Here is a 17,091-nt window from a genome sequence, read left to right as displayed (position 1 = left end):
GACTGGTCAGTTCTGGGCCAGCAGCTCGCCCACGTAGCGTGCCACGGCGCGCACCATGGCGATATTGCCGGGGTAGTCCATCCGGGTCGGCCCCAGCACTCCCAGGCCGCCCACGATGGTGGCCCCCGGGCCGTACCCGGTGCTGACCACCGAGGCGGCACGCAGGTTGTCGAACTCGTTCTCGTCGCCGATCAGCACCCGGGTCGTGCTGGGCTCGGTCTCGCCGATGAGCTTGAGGAGCACGACCTCCTCCTCCAACGCCTCCAGGATGGGCCGCAGCGAACCCTGGAAGTCGAGCAGACCACCCCGGGTCAGGTTGGCGGTGCCGGCCAGGGCGATGCGTTCCTCGTGCCGCTCGACGAGCGTCTCCAGCAGGACGGTGGAGAGCGTGGTCATGGCCGGGCGCAGCTGCACCGGCGCCTCTTCCACCAGCGCCTGCACCAGCGGTGGGGTGTCCGACATGCGCTCACCGGCGAGTTTCTCGTTGACCAGGCGACGCAGGTCGGTGACGTCATCGGCGGGCACCGGTCCGGGCAGCTCCACCAGCCGCTGCTCCACCCGGCCGGTGTCCGCGATCATCACGAGCATCAGCCGGGTGGTGGAGATCGGCACCAGCTCCAGGTGGCGGACCGAGGAGCGGGCGAGGCTCGGGTACTGCACCACGGCCACCTGCCGGGTCAACTGGGCGAGCAGCCGTACGGTGCGGTGGACCACGTCGTCGAGGTCGACGGCCCCGACGAGGAAGCGCTCGATGGCCCGGCGTTCGGCCGGACTGAGCGGCTTGACCCGGGACAGCCGGTCGACGAAGAGCCGGTAGCCACGGTCGGTGGGCACCCGGCCGGCGCTGGTGTGCGGCTGCCGGATGTAGCCCTCCTCCTCCAGCACGGCCATGTCGTTGCGGACCGTCGCCGGGGAGACCCCGAGCTGGTGCCGCTCGACCAGCGCCTTGCTGCCGACCGGCTCCTGGGTCGAGACGTAGTCCTCGACGATGGCGCGGAGCACGGCGAGCTTCCGGTCGTCCAGACCCATCCTCCGCACCTCCTGTCGCACGTCGGCCGCCGGCCCACCCGGGCCGACGGACCGTCCTGGCACTCGACTGTAACGAGTGCCAGTCTACGTCGGCGTGCCCGCCGACGCGATGATCAACGACGGCCCGTGACATCCCGCGGGCCGATCGGCCCGGACGACAGGGCGATGTCGCTCTGGTGCGGCGTTGCTCACGGCACCTACCGTGACAACCATGACTGAACCACCTCGCCCTCCCGGCGCGGGAGACCCCGGCAACTACCCGCCGGAGCCGAATCTCCCCGGCTCGTCCTCGTCGGCCGAGCCGCCCACCGCACCACTGTCCGGGGCGCCCGGCCCGGGCGGCTATCCCCCAGCCGGTGGCTATCCGCCGCCCACCGGTGACCAACCGCCGTCGGGCGGCTACCCTCCGCCGGGCGGCTACCCCCCACCAGGGGGTTACCCCCCGCCGGGTGGCACGACTGGCGGGTATCCGACCGGCGGCGCGTACGGCGGCCCCGGCGGCGGTTACGCCAACAACGAGGACAAGACCTGGGCGCTCGTCGCCCACTTCGGCGGCGCGGCCGGGATGATCATCAGCGCGGGCGTGCTCGGCTGGATCGCCCCGCTGGTGGCGTTGCTGGCCCGGGGCAGCCAGTCCCCGACCGTCCGGGCGCACGCCGTGTCGGCGCTCAACTTCCAGCTCGTCTGGTCGATCGTCGGCCTGGTCGGCTGGGTGCTGTCCTGCATCTTCATCGGCTTCATCGGCGTCGTGGCGGCCGTCGTGCTCGGAGCCGTGTGCGGCATCCTCGCCGGCATCAAGGCCAACGAGGGGCAGCTCTACCGCTACCCGCTCTCCGCCAACCTCATCAAGTGATCCGGGCCGGCCGCTCCCCCGGCCGGTCCGGCACACCGCCGCCGGCCGGGCGGGCGTCCGGCTCAGGGCAGCAGGTCCCGCACGACCGCGTCGGCGAGCAGCCGGCCGCGCAGGGTGAGGACCGCCCGTCCGGCGGCGTACCTCTCGGCGTCCAGCAGACCGTCGGCGAGGGCCCGCGCGGCACCGGCCCGGCCGGCGTCGTCGAGCACCCCCAGCGGCAGTCCGCTGGCGAGCCGCAGCCGGAGCATCACGTCCTCCATGTGCGCCTCGTCCGTGGTCAGCACCTCGCGGGCCAGGCCGGGTGACGCGCCGGCCGCCAGCCGCTGGGCGTACGTGGTGGGGTGCTTCACGTTCCACCAGCGCACCCCGCCGACGTGGCTGTGCGCGCCCGGGCCCAGGCCCCACCAGTCGGCGCCGGTCCAGTAGAGCAGGTTGTGCCGGCACCGGGCCTCGTCGGCGCGCGCCCAGTTGGACACCTCGTACCAGGAGAGGCCGGCCGCGTCGAGGGCGGCCTCCGCGGCCAGGTAGCGGTCCGCCGCCACGTCGTCACTGGGGTACGGCACCTCGCCGCGCTTCATCCGCGCGGCGAGCCGGGTGCCGTCCTCCACGATGAGGGCGTACGCGCTGACGTGGTCGACCCCGGCGTCGACGACCTGCTCCAGCGTGCCGGCGAAGTCCTCGGCCCGTTCCCCCGGCGTGCCGTAGATCAGGTCCAGGTTGACGTGGTCGAACCCGGCCTCGCGCGCCTCGCGGGCGGCGGCGGTGGCCCGGCCGGCGCTGTGTTTACGGTCCAGGATCGCCAGCACACCGGGCGACGCGGACTGCATGCCCAGCGAGATCCGGGTGTAGCCGGCCGTGCGCAGCAGCTTCAGCGACTCCGGTGTGACCGACTCCGGATTCGCCTCGGTGGTCACCTCGGCGTCGGCGGCGAGCCCCCAGGTGCGGTCGATGCCCTCGAGGATGCGGGCCAGGTCGTCGGCGGGGAGCAGGGTGGGCGTGCCGCCACCGACGAAGACGGTGTCGACGCGGGGTGGCGGGTTGTCGCCGAGCACCCGGGCGGCGAGCGCCAGCTCGGCCAGCACGGTGTCGGCGTACGCCTCGCGGCTCGCGCCCCCACCCAGCTCGGCGGCCGTGTACGTGTTGAAGTCGCAGTAGCCGCAGCGACTGGCGCAGAACGGGACGTGGACGTACACGCCGAAGCCGCGCGCGCCGACCGCCGTGGTGGCGGTGGCGGGCAACGATCCGTCGCCGGGGACGGTCTCACCATCTGGAAGGACGCCGGGCATGGCCACTAGTGTGCCCGGCATGACCTCTCCCGACGTGCTCGTGCGGGTCGCCACGGCCCGTGGGGTGACCACCCTCACCCTGGACAGCCCGCACAACCGCAACGCGCTCTCCACCGCCCTGATGACCCAGTTGCTGGCGGGGCTGACGGACGCGGTGGCCGACGACGCAGTCCGGGTGATCGTGCTCGACCACACCGGGCCGGTCTTCTGCTCCGGCGCGGACCTGAAGGAGACCGCCGCGGCGTACGCCAGCGGAACCGTGCCCGCCGGCATGCTGGGCGACGTGCTGGCGGCGCTCTGGGAGTGCCCGAAGCCGATCCTGGCCCGGGTCGCCGGGCCCGCGCGGGCCGGCGGACTCGGCCTCATCGCCGCCGCCGATCTCGCGGTCTGCGCCGACGAGGCGACGTTCGCGTTCACCGAGGTCCGCATCGGGGTGATCCCGGCGGTGATCTCGGCGACCGTGCTGCCCCGGCTGCACCCGCGCGCCGCCGCCGAGCTGTACCTGACCGGGAACACCTTCGACGGGCGGCGTGCCGTCGAGGTCGGCCTGGTGACGGCCTCGGTGCCGGCCCAGGAGCTGGACGACGTGGTGCGGGGCTACTGCGACTCCCTGGTCCGCGGCGCGCCCGGCGCGCTGGCCGGCGCGAAGGATCTGCTGCGCCGGCCGGGCACCGCCGAGCTGCGCGGTGACCTGGCCCGTCTCGCCGCGCTCTCGACCGGCTACTTCCTCTCCGACGAGGGCCGCGAGGGGGTCACGGCGTTCCGGGAGAAGAGGTCGCCGCGATGGGTGGCCGCTCTGGACGCCGAACGCGGTGACCAGGCCGGGTAGGACCGCGGACGTCGGCCGGCTGCGGCGGCGCCCCGAAGGGTCACCACGCCGTCGCGCCACCGTCGACCGCGTAGTTGGCGCCGGTGATGTACGACGCCCGGTCCGAGGCGAGGAAGACCACCAGCTCGGCGACCTCCTCGGGGCGGGCGAAGCGCTTGAGCAGCGTCTTCGCCGTGATCGCGTCCCGGGCCTCCTGGTCGTCCCCCAGGTCGCGTTCACTGGCCGGGGTGAGGATGGGTCCGGGGCTGACCGCCACCGCCCGGATGCCGTGCGGCGCCCCTTCGAGCGCGAGCTGGCGGGTCATGCCGATGATGCCGGCGTTCGCCGCCGTGTGGCCGACCATCGGCGGGACGTGACCTGCGATCATCCCGGCCATCGAGGCCGCGTTGATGATGACGCCGCCACCGCGCCGGACGAGGTACGGCCAGGCGAACTTCGACACCAGGTACGGAATGTCGAGTTCACCGGCGATCGTGTACCGCCAGTCGTCGACCGAGAAGTCCGGCAGGGGGCCGAAGCGCAGCGCGGCCGCGTTGTTGTAGACGACGTCGAGCCCCCCGTACGCGGCCACGGCGTCCTCGACGAGCTGACGGACCTGTTCCGGGTCGGTCAGGTCGACGGGCGCGACGCTCGTCATCTCCCCACCGGCGGCCCGGACGAGGTCGACCGTCTCGTTGTTGCCGTCCACCTGGATGTCGGCCCCGACGACCTTCGCGCCCTCGCGGGCGAAGGTCAGCGCCGCGACGCGCCCCAGACCACCGCCCGTGCCGGTCACGAGTACCACCTTGCCGTCCAGCGTTCCCATCGAATTCCTCCTCGGCGCTGGCACGTCCGATTGACGTGTCAACCGGGAAAGGTCCTGGCCAGGCATTCTCTTCCGGCTGTTGACGACGGGTGACGCGGCAGACACGATCTCCCTCCGCAGGTGAGTTCCGCGCGCCAGGGGGAACGTCCCGATCGGCGCGCGACGGCTGAGCGAAGCCCGAACCGGTCGAACGGCCCGGATGACGCCGGCGGGGACGTACGCTTGTCGAACTGTCGATCAGGAGGTGTGGGTGCGAACTCGGGCTGCCGTGGCGGGCGGAGTGGTGCTCATCCTCGTCGCCGTGATCGCGATCTGGCTCGTCCTGAAGCGGGTTGGGGACGAACTGCGGCTGCCACTGGCGGGACGCACCTGCACGGTCCAGGCCGACGGCAGGGTGGTCCTGGACGTGGAGCAGATGGCGAACGCGGCCACCATCGCGGCGATCGGCGTCCAGCGCGGCATGCCCGAGCGCGCCGTGGTGGTCGCGCTGGCCACCGCGTACCAGGAGTCGGGGCTGCGCAACCTCGACCACGGTGACCGCGACTCGCTCGGGCTGTTCCAGCAGCGCCCGAGCAAGGGGTGGGGCACGCCGGAGCAGATCCGTGACCCCCGGTACGCGGCGAACAGGTTCTACAAGGCGCTCAAGAAGGTGCGCGGCTGGGAGAAGATGCGGGTCACCGATGCCGCCCAGCGGGTGCAGCGCTCGGCGTTCCCCGAGGCGTACCAGAAGTGGGCCGACGATTCCGAGGTGCTCACCAAGGCCCTGCTCGGCGACGCGACCGAGGCGGTGGCCTGCACGGTGGGGCGTACCCCGGTGATGCACGGCGCGGCGGCGGCCGCGCAGCTGACCCGCAACCTGGCGCTGGACTGGGGTGTGTCGAGCGCCGAAAAGGCCAGCCAGACAGGGCTGGCGGTGACCGCGCAGGGCCAGCGCGACGGCTGGCGGTACGCGCACTGGCTGGTCTCGCACGCCCAGGACCACGGGGTGAAGCGGGTCCGTTTCGGCGACCTGGAGTGGACCGCCCGCAACGGCACCTGGGGCCAGGTGACCGGCGAACAGGGCCCCGCCGGCCAGGTGGTGGCCGAGGTCTTCGCCGAGGGCTGACCGAGCCCGGATCTCTTAACCGGCAGTGACCGCACAATCGGACAAACAGCCGCAGAATCACCCGATGATCACGTAAATGTGACTCGCCGCACCGGTCCCGCTGCACGCGGTCCGACCCCGGGCCGTACCGTCGCCGCTCGCCCTCCCACCGCCCCGGCACTCGCGTTACGATCGGCGGCCTGTGCCAGAAATGGTTTCACCTCATGGGGAGGGGTACGACGCGGTGTTCGATTACGGCGACCGGACCGGCTACGAACCGATCAGCGACACTGACCGCAAGGAGTTCCACGAGCAGGGCTTCCTCCTGCTGCGCAACGTCCTGACGGAGGACCACCGGGCGGCGCTGGAGGCGGCTGTCGACCGCGTCTACGCGGAGGAGCAGGCCAAGGGCACCACCAAGAAGGACGGCACCCTGCACCTGCTGGGCTTCCTGGAGCGCGACGAGCTCTTCGGTGAGCTGCTGACCCACCCGATCGCCTTCCCGTACATGTGGGGGCTGGCCGGCTGGAACATCTACACCCACCACAACCACCTGGACGTCACCCCGCCGGCCGCCGAGCCGGAGAAGCCGTACTGGGGTTGGCACCAGGACGGGTACCGGCAGAACTCCGACCCGGAGACGATGGACCCGAACCTGCCCCGCCCGATGTTCTCGCTGAAGGTCGCGTACGTGCTGTCCGACCTGTCGGAGACCGGCCGCGGCGCCACCAAGGTCATCCCGGGCAGCCACCTGAAGAACTCGCTGTCCCGGCCGGCGGACCTCACGGTGCAGAACCCCGACCCGGAGGGCACGGTGGAGATCACCGCCAACCCGGGCGACGCGTTCATCTTCGACCGCCGGCAGTGGCACTCGCGCTCGACGAACCTGTCGACCATCACCCGCAAGATGCTCTTCGTCGGCTACACCTACCGGTGGATCCGTCCGCTGGACGAGCTGCACCCCGACGTGAACGGCGAGTGGTACCGCAACCGCACGCCCGTGCAGCGCCAGCTGATCGGTGAGGGCACCCACACCGCCAACTACTGGGGCATCAACTGGGACGGGTACGTCGACGACGAGATCCCGCTGCGCAAGGAGCTCAAGGAGCGCGGTCTGCTCGACCGCAACATCCCCTGGCTGCGCTGATCGCCCGCTGCTGAGAACGGCCCCCCGCCACTGTCGGCGGGGGGCCGTCGCCGTATCCGCTTCCGGGCCACCAGGTGCCGCGCTGTCGGTAGCGTGAGGGGTAGGCAGAGCCGGGGCGCGGCGCTCGGGCGGGCGCGGGGTGGCACAGGAGGCAGCCGCGATGACGTCCGCTCCCCTCCCCCGGATCCTTCGCCGTCGGGGCGAGCCGGAATATCCGACCTTCCTGGAACTCTTCTTCGACCTGGTCTACATCTTCCTGCTCTCCCGACTCTCCGCCAGCCTGGGTGATGACCTCAGCATCCGGAACGCGGCGCAGACCGCCGTCCTGCTGCTGGCCGCCTGGTGGGTCTGGGTGCTCACGGCCTGGCTCACCGACCTGTTCAACCCCCGGCTGCCGATCATCCAGGCGACCGTCCTGCTGGTCATGCTCGGCGCCCTGCTGATGGCCATCGCGACACCACACGCCTTCGGCCGGTACGGGTGGCTCTTCGTCGCCGCGTACTTCGGCATCCACCTGGTCCGTGACGCCGTCCTGATCCCCGGCACCCGGATCAACCGCCCGATCCAGGCCCGGAGCATCCGGGTCTTCTTCTGGTTCGGCGTCACCGTGACCCCGTGGGTGGCCGGGGTGTTCGTGGACGGGACGGCCCGGCTGGCGCTGTGGTCGCTCGCGGTGGCGGTCGACCTCGGCTCGGCCCGGTTCGGCTGGCCGACGCCGGGGCTGGGGCGTACCGAACTCGCCAGCCAGATCTTCACCGGGGTGCACCTCTCCGAGCGGCACCGGGCGATCTTCATCGTCGCGCTCGGCGAGTTGATCCTGAGCATCGGCACGGGGCTGGCCGGCAGCGGGTTCACCGCCGGTCAGGTGACCGCCAGCGCGGTCGCGTTCGTCAGCGCGGTGCTGGTGTTCCAGCTCTACTTCCAGCGCGTCCGGCGAATCCTGGCCCCACCGAGCGTCACGACGGTGGAGCGGGTCCGCTCCGGCACCTCCACCTCGTACACCCACCTGGTGATGGTGGCCGGCGTGGTGCTGGTCTCGACCGGCACCTCGATGGTCATCGCCCGGCCGTCCGGTCACGCCCCGGCGGACGTGATGGCCGCCATTCTCGGCGGACCGGCGTTGTTCCTGCTCGGCAGCGTGCTGTTCGACGCCGTGGTGACGGCGCGGATCCTCTGGTCCCGGGTGCTGGCGATCGTGCTGCTGGCGGTCGTGCTGCTGTGCGCGCTTGTCGCGCCCGGCACGTTCCGGCTGCCGCCGTTGGCCGTCCTGGTGGTGGCGAACCTGGTCCTGCTGCTCACCCTGGCCGGGGAGGGGCTGGCCGCCCGTCGCAGACGGGCCGAGGTCACCGCGCCGGCCCGGTGAGGGATCGCCCCACCCACCGCGCGGAGTCTCACCCCAGCATCGGCGGCGCCGGCGCACGCGTGTGTCGTCGGGTGCTGGCCAGGTTCGCCACGGCGATCAGGGCCAGCACGATCATGGCGAGCAGCGCGACCAGGATCGGCGGAAGCACGGGCGTGGCCGGCGCCAGGCACCCCAGCAGCAGCACGCCGGCCAGCCGGGACCGCGAGATGCGTCCGAACACGGTGAAGTCGAGCAGGCCCCGGCCGATCAGGTACAACGCGGGGCTGCCGAGGATGACCGCGGCCCACGACGGCGGGGTCTCGCCCAACGGTCGATTCACCACGAGGTCGCTGGTTACCGCCGCCCCGGCGATGCCGGCCACCATGATCAGATGGGTGATCGCGGCGGACTGGGTGAGCAACGCCGGGTCGGTCGACCTGACGATCGCCTCGGTCAGCAGCTCACCGGCGCGGTAGATGTAGATCCGCCACATCAGCACCACAGTGCTGAACACCACGAGCAGCGCCCAGGCCCTCGCCAGCGTGTAATCGCTCCGGCTGAAGGTCGTCCCGGTCACGAAGATCGACACCCCGAGCGCGATGATGACGAACTGCCGGTAGCGCTCGGCCACCCGCGCGTGGACCAGCCGCCAGTCCCCCGGTCGTGAGCGACCGATCCGGGGCAGCGGCCAGCCGCACACCGCCCCGACGTATTCGACGACGATCGCGAGCGCCCAGATCGACAGCTGGCCCGAGCCGCCGACGAGCGCTCCGGCGATCCAGCCGACGCCGGTGACGCACTTCCAGGTCTGGATCCGGATGCTCGACCGCCGCAGGGGCCGGCCCCTCGAGACGACAACTGCGTAGTAGGCGGTCGTGCTGAGGGGGATGAACACGAAGGTGATCGCGAACAGCAGCGCGCGATCGCCGTACGCCTCGGCTGCGGCCGCCGCCAACAGCAGGCTGGCCGCCGCCACCGAGGTGAGATGCCCCTGCCCGGATGGACTGGTCAGGTCGATGGTGTCCGCGGTCCACACGCTCAGCGCCCAGACCATCGCGAACGCGAGCAGCAGCACCAACACCTTGGCGACGCCGGTCCAGGTCAGGTCGTTGGCCAGGATCGTCGCCAAGGTGACCAGCGCGAAGACGTAGACGAGGTCGAAGAAGAGCTCCAGGAACGCCGGACGCTCCAGCGCCGGATCGGGCGCCGCTGCCATGGCGCCGCCGTCCGTAGCCATCGACATCGCGCTTCACCCGGCCTCCACCGCATGCCCTCAAGGGGGAGGATACGGGCAACGGCAGGCCCTCAGCCCCGTCATCCGGTTCTTGGCGACCGCGGGCCACCCCAACGCTGGCCCGTCGCCCCGGCAACACGGTCAGCCCCGTCGCCTTCAGCCGGTCACGTGACGTCTCGACGCAGGGGCAGCAACAGGGCGATCGCCGAGGCGGCCACCGCGTACGCGGTGAGCAGGAGAGCGCCGGCCGCCGGTGGGAGCAGGTTGACGGTGCCGCTGCCGACTTCCGTGGAGATGGCGTCGGCGACGTAGGTGAAATCGGTCAGCGCGGCGGTGGCTCCGCCGGGCAGGATCGGGTAGAGCGTGTTGACGCCCGGGATCATCATCAGCACCGGCTCCCCCACGTACAGATAGCCGATCACGACGCACAGCGCCGCGATCTGGTGGTGGATGAGGGCGCCCATCCCGGCCCCGAGGAGCAGGTAGACCACCATCGCGACGGCGATACGGCCGAGCAGCGCCAGCACCGTGGAGGCTGGCAGACCGAGTGGGACGTCGCGGGCGGCGGCGACAGCGAACAGCGCCACCGCGGCGGTGCCCGCGAGAACGAGCCCGTACGCGAGGCCGACGACCGCGTACGTGGCGAGTTTGGCGGCGAGCACCCGCCCACGGCGCGGAGCGAAGAGAAAGGTGACCGCGGCGGTGCGGTGTCGGTACTCGGAGGTGACCGCCAGGGCCCCGGCGGCGGCCGGCACGAACGCGGTGTAGCCGAGAATGCCGAGGATCGCGCGGAGGCCGGCCTCGGTGTCCAGACCGGGCTGCCCGTGGAGAATCCTCGGGTGCGACGGTGCGCGGCCTCGGCGAGGCCGAGAAGGTCGAGCAGGGTGGTGACCCGGCTGTCCGGATATCCGCCCATCGCGGCGTAGACGCGCAGGTGGTCGCGGGCGGTGTGTCCAGGGTGGAACGCGTTGGCGTCGAACACGGCGCCGACAGTGCGCGAGGGCCGGGCCAGTTGGCCGTACGGCAGCCCGCCGATCGTGGCGGTGCCACTGGTCGGCGACACCAGCCCGGTCATCATGCGCATCGTGGTGGTCTTGCCGGCGCCGTTCGGGCCGAGGAATCCGGTGACCACACCGGGCTGCACGGTGAAGCTCAGATCCTGCACGGCGGTCACGTCACCGTAGCGCTTTGTCAGGCACGACACCTCGATCGCGAGGTGGTCGCCGGTCACGCGCGGGCCGCCATGGCACGCGTGATCGTCTCCACGAGGCCTGGCGCGGCCGGGCTGGAGAGCACCACCTGGTCGAACTCGCCGCCTGCCGACGCCCGGTCCAGAACGAGGTGCAGTCCCGGTTCCGCCCGGCGGGCTGCCACGAGCTGCCGAGGACCGCCGTACAGGCCCCATACTCCGATCTTGGCGAAGCCGGACACCACGTATCCGCGGCGGGCACCACGGGCCAGACGGAGCGGGTTGTCCACCAGGGCGACGTGCCGCACCGCGGTGAGGGGCAGTGCGAACTGCTCCCGCCCGACCCAGACCCGCTCCCATCCGGTGAACCGAATGTCGATCACATCGTTGGTCACCATGACCGATGCCATCAGTCATCCCCTTTCGTCGTGTCGGAGTCGTCCGTCGGCGCAGGCGTACGCCTGTCGGTCGTCGGCAGATCGGTGGGCAGCAGAACGGTCGCCAACAGTCGCGGGATCCGTTCACCGCCGGGCTGGTTGCCGAGCAACGGGCCAACCAGTGCGTTGAGACCGGCGGCGAACTCGCCCAGTTCGGCGTCGGTCAGGTGCAGCACGAGTTGCTGGTAGCCCACACCGTCGGCGGCGAAGTCGATCCGCTCCCGGGCGAGATAGCGGGAGAACTCCGACAGCAGGCTCGACATGAACGCCGTGAAGTAACGCGCGTGGTCCTCCCGCGTAGCCGTGGCGAGGGCCGCCGGGTCGAGCGTCGCGCCGTGCGCGGGCAACGCGTACACCCGCTCGACGGTGCCGCGAACCCTGCGTTCGTCAACCACCTCGACCAGCCCTGCCCTGACCAGGATCGCCAGGTGCCGGTACATCGTGGCCTGCGGGACATCGGGCAGCAGCTCAAGCAGCCCTTGGGTGGTCAGGCGCGTGCCCGCGACCGCACGCAGGATCCGGATCCGCACCGGATGCAGCGCCAGGTCCGCCCAGCGCTCTCTCGACATCTCCACGACCGAACGGTATCACTATCGATAATGAGAATGGAAGACCGCGTTCAGAACGACGGATGGGCGCTCGCGCCCTCGACGTCGGCTAACGGGCGGCGAGGCGGCGGCGGACGTTGTCCCGGATCGGCTCCGGCAGGTCGTCCGCGTCGAGCAGGCGGGGCAGCAGCTCCGGCTCCAGGCTGGTCGCCCGGAACACCTCGCCGATGGTCACCCCGTGCGCGGGCCGTTCCACCACCTCGACCGGATCGCCGGCGCCCACCTCGCCCTCGCGCAGCACCCGCAGGTACGCCCCCGGGGTGGCCCGGACCGTGAACCGCTTGATCAGATCCGGTACGCCCCAGAAGCCGGCGAACGTGGTGCACGGGGTGCGCGGCATGGTCACCTGGAGCACCGCCGTGCCCACCGCCCACTGTTCACCGATGACCGCGCCGGTCACGTCGACGGCGTAGGTGGTCAGGTTCTCCCCGAAGCCGCCCGGACGGATCGACCGGCCCATCTCGGCCGACCACCACGCGGCGTCCTCCTCGGCGTACGCGTAGACGGCCTTGTCCGGCCCGCCGTGGTGGGCCCGCTCGCCGATGAAGTCACCGGCCAGGCCGCCGGTCAGCAGCGACACCGGCCCGTCGACAGGCCGCTTGTCGATGCCGCTGCGACCGCTCGCGTCGCCGGCCCACTCCGCCTCGGTCACGATGCCGAGGTTCACCGCTGCCACCCTGCCTGCCATGACGGCCAGCCTAGGGTCTGCCTCGCAGGGGGGTCGAGCCGATTCACCGGGCGGTCGAGCCGATTCACCGGGCGGTCGAGCCGAGGCGGGGTCCGGACGACGACCGGCGGCGGCGCGGCCCTCGACCGGCCCTGCGCTCAGCCCTTGACCGCTCCGGCCACCAGGCCGGAGACCATCTTCCGCTGCACCAGCAGGAAGAAGATGATGACCGGCAGGGTGAACAGCGTGGAGGCGGCCATCACCGGCCCCCAGTTGGTGTCGTCACGGCCGAAGAAGAAGGTCATCGCCACCGGCAGGGTGTAGCGCCCCTGGTCGTTGATGAACGTCAACGCGAAGATCAGCTCATTCCACGCCGTGATGAACGAGAAGATGCTGGTCGCGACCAGGCCGGGCGCGACGAGCGGGAACAGCACCCGCCGGAACGTCTGGGCCCGGCTCGCGCCGTCGATGGCCGCCGCCTCCTCCAGTTCCTTGGGCACGGCCGCGACGAAACCGCGCAGCATCCACACCGCGAACGGCAGCGAGAAGCCGAGGTACGTGAGGATCAGGCTGGGCAGGGTGTTGTAGAGCCCGAGCCGCTGGATCATCAGGAACAGCGGGATGACCAGCGCCTCCAACGGGATCATCTGCACGATCAGCAGCATGATCAGGAAGCTGGTCCGGAGCTTGAAGCGGAACCGGGCCACCGCCGTCGCCGCGAGCAGGGCGACGAGCCCACTGAGCACCACCGTGGACACCGCGACGATCGCGCTGTTCACGAAGAAGTCGAGGAAGGTCACCCCGGGGATCAGGTTGCCGGTGAGGATCTCCCGGTAGTGCGCCAGCGTCGGATGGGTCGGCACCGGCTGCGGGGTGGCCGAGAAGATCTCGTTGCTGGGCTTCAGCGACGTCGAGATCATCCAGTAGACCGGGAAGGCCGCGAAGAGCGCGACCAGCAGCCCGGCGGCGTTGAGGGCGACCTTCTTCACGACTCGTCCTCCTGCTTGAGCACCATCCGTACGTAGAAGCCGGTGACCACGAGCAGGATCAGCGTGAGGATCACCGCGATGGCCGCGCCGAGCCCGTACTTCGGCGGCGGCGAGAAGGCCTCGGCGTACGAGTAGATCGAGAGCATGAACGTCGGCCGGTCCTGGGTGCCACCGGCCAGCACGAACTGCTGGGTGAAGACCTTGAAGTCCCAGATGGTGGAGAGCACGATCAGGATCCCGAAGACCGGGCGCAGCAGCGGGAAGGTGATCTTCCAGAAGACCCGCCACGGGCTCGCGCCGTCCACCCGGGCCGCCTCGTGCAACTCACTCGGCACACTCTTGAGGCCGGCGAGCACGCTCACCGCGATGAACGGGAACGAGTGCCACACGACCACCAGCGTGAGGATCGCGAAGAACAGCAGCGGCGAGTTGAACCAGCCGTAACCGGTCCAGTCGCTACGACCGAACAGGGCGTTCGAGAGTCCGTCCGGCAGAGCGTTGAACAGCCAGGTGACCAGGCCACTCGTGTCGTCGAAGATCCACTTCCAGACGATCGTGCCGGTCAGCGCGGGGGTGGCCCAGGCGAGCATCACGCAACTGGCCACGAAGGTCGCCATCTTGCGACCGAGCCGGTTGAGCAGCAGTCCGACCAGGGTGCCCAGCACCATTGTGAGCAACACGTTCGCCGCGGCGAACAGCACGGTGTTGCGCAGGACGGTCAGGAAGAACGGATCCGTGAGAATGTCGGTGTAGTTACCGAGCCCCACCCACGGCCACTCCCGGTCGCCCCGCAACTGCCGGACGCTGTTGAGCCGGTAGAAGGACATCGCCACCACCTGGCCGAGCGGCCAGAGCAGCAGCACCCCGATGATGACGAGGGCGGGCAGGAGCAGCAGGTAGGGCAGGCGGTCGACCCGGCGACGCCGCCGCGCAGGGTTCTCCCGCGCGGCGGACGTCTCCGGCACCTCGGTCAGCGTGGTCACTTGGAGTTGAGGATGCTTTCCATCTCACCGGCCGCGTCGGCGGTAGCCTTCTCGACCGTCTTCTGACCCTTCATGACCGAGCTGTTCATCGCCTGGGTCACCGTCTTCGTCCGGCTGACCTCCACCCACTTCGGGGTGAGCGGCGTGAGCTTGGTGTTCTGCATGGTGGTGGCGAACGCCGCCATCACCTTGTCGTTGGCGTACGTGTCGCTGGCGACCAGGTCCTTGTAGACGGGGAAGAACCCGAGGCTGCTCGCGAAGCTCTGCGCGTTCTTCTTGTTCAGCAGCACGGTCAGGTAGTCCCAGGCGAGGTCCTGCCGCTCGCTGTCCTTCCAGATCGCCACGTCGGAGCCACCGGCGAAACCGGGCGCGGCCTTGCCGTCCGGGCCGGGGATCGGGAACGTACCCCAGACCTTCTCGATCTCGGGGTTGTCCTTCTTGATGGCGGCCTGCTGCCAGCTACCGGCGAACGCCATCGCGGCCTTGCCGGTGGCGAACTGCGTCCGCGCGTCGATCTCGTTCCAGCCGGCGGCGGCCGGTGGGGCGACCTTGTGGACCGTGACCAGGTCGGTCCAGTACTTGACGGCCCGCTGCGCCTCCGGCGTCGAGTAGCCGGACTTCCACGCACCGCCCTGGTTGGTGGCGATCTCCGCGCCCGCGCCCCAGAGGAACGAGTAGAAGGGCAGCTCGGAGTTGCCCGGCAGCGCGATGCCGTAGGTGCCCTTCTTCTTGGCCTGCACCGCCTTGGCGACGGTCACCAACTCGTCCCACGTCTTCGGCGGCTGCACGCCCGCCTCGGCGAACCAGTCGGTGCGGTAGTAGATGGCCCGCACGCCCGCGTACCAGGGGACGCCGTACTGCTTGCCGTCGAGCTGCGCGTTGCGTACCAGGTCGGGCAGCAGGTCCTTGCCGTCCGCCCAGCCACCCATCCGACCGCTGACGTCGGCGAGCGCCTCCTGCGCGGCCCAGCCCTGGGTCTCGGTGTTGCCCAGTTCGGTGATGTCCGGGCCCTCACCGCCGGCCAGCGCGGCCTGGAACTTCTTCGGCGCCTCCAGCCAGGGGATGTACTGCACCACCACATCGGTGTCGGGGTGCTTCTGCCGGAACTCGGTCTCCACGCCGTCGAGGAAGGCGTTCTGGGCGTCGCCACCCTCGCCCATCATCCAGACCGTGAGCTTGCTGTCGTCGGTCGCTTCCTCGCCGGAGCCCCCACAGCCGCCCAACACCATGGCGACCGAGGCCACCACGGCAGTGACCGGGGCCAACCGCTTCCACCTGTTCACGCCACTTCTCCCCTCGCGTCGCCTGGCACTAACCTTCTCCGCCGCACCTTAGTACGAAGAAATCCTTTACGACAGTGGGCGGGCAGGCCGAAGCGTGGCGACCGTACCGCAGGTGGACGGTGCCGCTGCTCGTGGAACCGGGCCGAACCCGGGCATTGACGTCACGAAAGAGCGCCCAGCCGTTTGGCCGGGCGCTCTTTCGAGTGGTGCGGTGATGCCAGGTTGTTACCGGGTGACGCGGCGGCGGCCACCCACACCAGCCACCAGCGCGACCGCGATAGCGGCCACCACGACCTGCACCAGCAGCTCGGTCCAGTCGATACCAGCGGTCTCGGTCGCGATACCCATCGCCCGCGCCAGCACCGTGCCCAGCAGAGCCGCGCCGACACCGATCAGCAGGTGCAGCCAGATCGGCATGTTCTGGCGGCCCGGAACAACCAGGCGGCCGAGCGCCCCGACGATGAGACCAACAACGATGGCAGTGATGATGCCCCACACGGTGAGCTCCACGGTCGCCCTCCTTCTAAGAATGTCTGACACACAATGTGTGCTTCCTGTCGTGACCGTTAAGTTCCCGACCCACCAAAAATCCAAACCGACTTGATCGCCCAGACGGTCACGACTTGGTGAACACAGGCACGGACCACCAGGACCTCCCGCGCCCCGCCCCGCGATCTTGCACTTTCGGTCGTCGATAGGGGGTGGGATGCCCGGGATGTCGCAGCAGAAAGTGCAAGATCGGCGCGGGCGCCGTGGCCGGCGTGACTCCGCGGTACTGCTCGAACGGCGTCTTGCCCCCCACGCTCCAGTGGGCCCGTCCTGTAGCGCACCCAAGATCGTGCTCCATCCATGAAGTAGTGGCATCCGGGCTGACGAAGACCACTACATCCAGGATCGAGCACGATGTTGGCGCGGGACGCGGTCGGCACTCGCCCTCGGGCGCGGGCGACACTGCGGCCGCCTCGGACATGGCGCTTCCGGAGCGGGCGACCTGTCCGGGCACGACAGCGAGGGGCGCTCGGCCTGATGGCCGAGCGCCCCTCGAAAGTGTTGCGGTACTACGGGTGTGCGGTGTTACCGGGTGACGCGGCGGCGGCCACCCACACCGGCCACCAGCGCGACCGCGATCGCCGCCACCACGACCTGCACCAGCAGCTCGGTCCAGTCGATACCAGCGGTCTCGGTCGCGATACCCATCGCCCGCGCCAGCACCGTGCCCAGCAGAGCCGCACCGACACCGATCAGCAGGTGCAGCCAGATCGGCATGTTCTGGCGGCCCGGAACAACCAGGCGGCCGAGCGCCCCGACGATGAGACCAACAACGAT

18 protein-coding genes and 1 pseudogene are annotated in these 17,091 nt (G+C 70.5%); 5 read left to right on the top strand and 14 right to left on the bottom strand.

Features of this window, described 5'->3' with window-relative positions:
• Positions 1 to 6: 6 nt before the first annotated feature.
• On the bottom strand, positions 7 to 1,029 hold the full coding sequence (gene hrcA, locus AB0I89_RS28940; protein WP_355053206.1) for a heat-inducible transcriptional repressor HrcA: 1,023 nt from the start codon (positions 1,027 to 1,029) through the stop codon (positions 7 to 9).
• A 211-nt stretch (positions 1,030 to 1,240) separates the two neighbouring features.
• Between hrcA and AB0I89_RS28935 the strand changes: the two genes are divergently transcribed.
• Positions 1,241 to 1,882 carry a DUF4870 domain-containing protein gene (locus AB0I89_RS28935; RefSeq protein ID WP_357133226.1) on the top strand — a complete coding sequence of 214 codons (642 nt, stop codon included), beginning with the start codon at positions 1,241 to 1,243 and terminating at the stop codon, positions 1,880 to 1,882.
• A gap of 62 nt (positions 1,883 to 1,944) precedes the next feature.
• Here AB0I89_RS28935 and hemW read toward each other — a convergent pair whose 3' ends face one another.
• The gene (gene hemW / locus AB0I89_RS28930; RefSeq protein WP_357133368.1) at positions 1,945 to 3,168 is read right to left on the bottom strand and encodes a radical SAM family heme chaperone HemW; all 1,224 of its coding nucleotides are present in this window, start codon (positions 3,166 to 3,168) and stop codon (positions 1,945 to 1,947) included.
• A 19-nt stretch (positions 3,169 to 3,187) separates the two neighbouring features.
• On the opposite strand from hemW, the gene AB0I89_RS28925 reads away from it, so the two are divergent.
• Positions 3,188 to 3,997, top strand: coding sequence for an enoyl-CoA hydratase-related protein (locus AB0I89_RS28925; RefSeq protein WP_357133224.1), 810 nt, complete (start codon positions 3,188 to 3,190; stop codon positions 3,995 to 3,997).
• Positions 3,998 to 4,037: 40 nt separating this feature from the next.
• Here AB0I89_RS28925 and AB0I89_RS28920 read toward each other — a convergent pair whose 3' ends face one another.
• Positions 4,038 to 4,802, bottom strand: a complete 765-nt coding sequence (locus AB0I89_RS28920) for an SDR family NAD(P)-dependent oxidoreductase (protein WP_357133222.1) — start codon at positions 4,800 to 4,802, stop codon at positions 4,038 to 4,040.
• Positions 4,803 to 5,046: 244 nt separating this feature from the next.
• Between AB0I89_RS28920 and AB0I89_RS28915 the strand changes: the two genes are divergently transcribed.
• The 3 genes from AB0I89_RS28915 to AB0I89_RS28905 all read left to right on the top strand — a co-directional run bounded on the left by AB0I89_RS28915 (position 5,047) and on the right by AB0I89_RS28905 (position 8,396).
• Entirely contained in the window at positions 5,047 to 5,907 is an 861-nt protein-coding gene (locus tag AB0I89_RS28915) for a hypothetical protein (RefSeq protein WP_357133220.1), read from the top strand.
• A gap of 223 nt (positions 5,908 to 6,130) precedes the next feature.
• Positions 6,131 to 7,033 (top strand): phytanoyl-CoA dioxygenase family protein, encoded by a 903-nt coding sequence (locus AB0I89_RS28910; RefSeq protein WP_238649186.1) that lies wholly within the window; start codon positions 6,131 to 6,133, stop codon positions 7,031 to 7,033.
• A gap of 160 nt (positions 7,034 to 7,193) precedes the next feature.
• Entirely contained in the window at positions 7,194 to 8,396 is a 1,203-nt protein-coding gene (locus tag AB0I89_RS28905; RefSeq protein ID WP_357133217.1) for a low temperature requirement protein A, read from the top strand.
• A 28-nt stretch (positions 8,397 to 8,424) separates the two neighbouring features.
• On the opposite strand, the gene AB0I89_RS28900 is transcribed toward AB0I89_RS28905, so the two are convergent.
• The 11 genes and pseudogenes from AB0I89_RS28900 to AB0I89_RS28850 form a co-directional block, all read right to left on the bottom strand.
• Positions 8,425 to 9,618 carry a low temperature requirement protein A gene (locus tag AB0I89_RS28900; RefSeq protein WP_357133215.1) on the bottom strand — a complete coding sequence of 398 codons (1,194 nt, stop codon included), beginning with the start codon at positions 9,616 to 9,618 and terminating at the stop codon, positions 8,425 to 8,427.
• A gap of 155 nt (positions 9,619 to 9,773) precedes the next feature.
• Positions 9,774 to 10,364: an ABC transporter permease gene (locus tag AB0I89_RS28895; RefSeq protein ID WP_357133383.1), complete on the bottom strand. Its 591-nt coding sequence runs from the start codon at positions 10,362 to 10,364 to the stop codon at positions 9,774 to 9,776.
• A gap of 125 nt (positions 10,365 to 10,489) precedes the next feature.
• Positions 10,490 to 10,741 (bottom strand): annotated as a pseudogene (locus AB0I89_RS28890) (ATP-binding cassette domain-containing protein); the annotation flags it as partial.
• Between the two features lie 95 nt (positions 10,742 to 10,836).
• A complete protein-coding gene (locus tag AB0I89_RS28885) occupies positions 10,837 to 11,208 on the bottom strand; it encodes a hypothetical protein (RefSeq protein WP_179780533.1) in 372 nt (123 codons plus the stop codon).
• On the bottom strand, positions 11,208 to 11,804 hold the full coding sequence (locus AB0I89_RS28880; protein ID WP_357133366.1) for a helix-turn-helix domain-containing protein: 597 nt from the start codon (positions 11,802 to 11,804) through the stop codon (positions 11,208 to 11,210). Before AB0I89_RS28880 ends, AB0I89_RS28885 begins: the two co-directional genes overlap by 1 nt.
• An 88-nt stretch (positions 11,805 to 11,892) precedes the next feature.
• Positions 11,893 to 12,531: an MOSC domain-containing protein gene (locus AB0I89_RS28875; RefSeq protein ID WP_357133211.1), complete on the bottom strand. Its 639-nt coding sequence runs from the start codon at positions 12,529 to 12,531 to the stop codon at positions 11,893 to 11,895.
• 137 nt (positions 12,532 to 12,668) lie between these two features.
• Complete coding sequence (locus AB0I89_RS28870; protein ID WP_357133209.1) at positions 12,669 to 13,499, bottom strand: carbohydrate ABC transporter permease; 831 nt, start codon at positions 13,497 to 13,499, stop codon at positions 12,669 to 12,671.
• Positions 13,496 to 14,482: a sugar ABC transporter permease gene (locus tag AB0I89_RS28865; protein WP_357133207.1), complete on the bottom strand. Its 987-nt coding sequence runs from the start codon at positions 14,480 to 14,482 to the stop codon at positions 13,496 to 13,498. Before AB0I89_RS28865 ends, AB0I89_RS28870 begins: the two co-directional genes overlap by 4 nt.
• Complete coding sequence (locus AB0I89_RS28860; RefSeq protein ID WP_355053196.1) at positions 14,479 to 15,765, bottom strand: sugar ABC transporter substrate-binding protein; 1,287 nt, start codon at positions 15,763 to 15,765, stop codon at positions 14,479 to 14,481. Before AB0I89_RS28860 ends, AB0I89_RS28865 begins: the two co-directional genes overlap by 4 nt.
• Before the next feature lie 225 nt (positions 15,766 to 15,990).
• Positions 15,991 to 16,275 (bottom strand): transglycosylase, encoded by a 285-nt coding sequence (locus AB0I89_RS28855; protein ID WP_053656080.1) that lies wholly within the window; start codon positions 16,273 to 16,275, stop codon positions 15,991 to 15,993.
• A gap of 564 nt (positions 16,276 to 16,839) precedes the next feature.
• Positions 16,840 to 17,091: GlsB/YeaQ/YmgE family stress response membrane protein (locus AB0I89_RS28850; protein WP_357133205.1), on the bottom strand; the 252-nt coding region annotated here is incomplete at its 5' end.

Origin of the sequence: Micromonospora sp. NPDC049801, from assembly GCF_040656575.1 — a bacterium.
Taxonomy (GTDB): Bacteria; Actinomycetota; Actinomycetes; order Mycobacteriales; family Micromonosporaceae; genus Micromonospora.
The sequence above is the reverse complement of the archived record's forward strand: the minus strand, read 5'-3'. Positions and strand labels throughout refer to the sequence as shown.